The sequence below is a fragment of the Amycolatopsis rhizosphaerae genome, from assembly GCF_007713715.1.
GTDB lineage: Bacteria > Actinomycetota > Actinomycetes > Mycobacteriales > Pseudonocardiaceae > Amycolatopsis_E > Amycolatopsis_E rhizosphaerae.
In genome coordinates this window covers 1-1,501 of record NZ_VJWX01000829.1, presented here as the reverse complement: position 1 = coordinate 1,501, position 1,501 = coordinate 1, and the positions used below count along the sequence as shown (strand labels likewise).

Annotated in this window: 1 pseudogene; it reads left to right on the top strand. The window is 74.8% G+C overall.

What is annotated here, in order from left to right:
* A pseudogene (locus tag FNH05_RS38685) lies at positions 1-1,501 on the top strand (cation-transporting ATPase); the annotation flags it as partial.

Below are 1,501 nucleotides of genomic sequence, written 5' to 3'. Positions count from 1 at the left end.
GGGCAGTCCCCGGCGAGCGCGCGGCATCCGGCCAACCGCGGACCCGGCATCCGTGAGGCCACCGCGCTCGGGCTGAGCCTGCTGGGCACCGGGTACTCGGTGGCCTCACGCCTGCTGCCGGCGCCGAGGCTGCCCGCCGCCATCCCCACCGTGCTGTCCCTTGTGGACTCCGCACCCCACCTTCGTGCCGTGGTCGAGACGGCACTGGGCAGGACCGCCGCCGACACCGTGTTCGCGCTCGGCAGCGCGACCGGCCAGGCACTGGCCCGCAATCCGGTCAGCCTGCTCGCCGAGGCGGGCTACCGCCTGCTGCTGCACCGCGAGGTGCTGGCCCGCCAGCAGGCCTGGCGCCAGTGGGAACACCGGGCCTCCCGGCTTCCCGGTGCCCATGAAGCCGAGGCGATGCACTACCCGCCGCGGCCGGTGCCCTTGCCCTCCGGCCCCGTCGAGAAGCTGTCGGACACCTCCGCCGGGGTCGCCTTCGCCGGCTCCGCCGCGATGCTCTTCGCCAGCCGCAACACCGAGCGTGCCACCGCGATGCTCGTCGCCGGAGTGCCGCGTGCCGCGAAACTCGGCCGTGAGGCCTTCGCCAGCCGTCTGGACACCGAACTGTCCCGCTCCGGCTGCCTGGTGTTGGAGACCGACGCCCTCCGTCGCCTCGACCGGGTGGACACCGTCGTCCTTGACGCAGGAATCCTGTTCTCCGGCAGGCATGTGGCCGAAACCGTAACGTCCCTTGTGGACGGTTTGAGCGGTGCGGAGCTGACGCAGCACGCTCATGATCTGCTCGACACCCGGCATCCCACCGCGAGACGGGAACGGGACGGCTGGGTGCTCGCCCCCGTCCCGGGCAACGCGCCCGCGGCAGTCCGGCGCCGCGCGAAGGAACTGGCGGGTTCCGACGCGGTGGTACTGCTCCTGTCGCGGGGTGGGGAGGCGGTCGGGCTCGTGCGCGCCTGTCCCGAGGTCGATCCGCTGGCCGAAGCCCTGATCGAGTCCGCCCGCGCGGCGGGCTCGGTGCTGCTGGGCGGTGCTGGACCGCGCGGCAGGCTGGCGGTCGACGGCACGCTGCCCGGCGGCAGAGCGCTGTCCGCCGCGATCCGGCGGCTGCAGCAGGAAGGCAAGGTCGTCGCCGTGGTGACCGCCCGTGATCGGGCCGCCCTCGCCGCGGCGGACGTGGGGATCGCCCTTCGCGGCCGCGGCGGCGCCGTCACCTGGGGAGCCGACATCGCCTGCCGTGACCGGGGCCAGGCCTGCCAGGTGCTGTCGGCGGCCGTGGAGGCGCACCGGACCAGTAGCGAGGCCGCCCGGCTGTCGCTGATCGCCTCACTGGCCGGGGGCCTGTTCGGCGGTTTCGGTCCGGCGGCCGGTGCGGCCGCCCGGGCCTCCTTCCCCGTGCACCTCTCCGGGATGCTCGCCCTGGCGCTCGGGGTCTGGCGCGGCGTCACGGTCGGAACCCGGCCCGCCCCCCAGCCCGTCGACCGCACGCCCTGGCACGAAA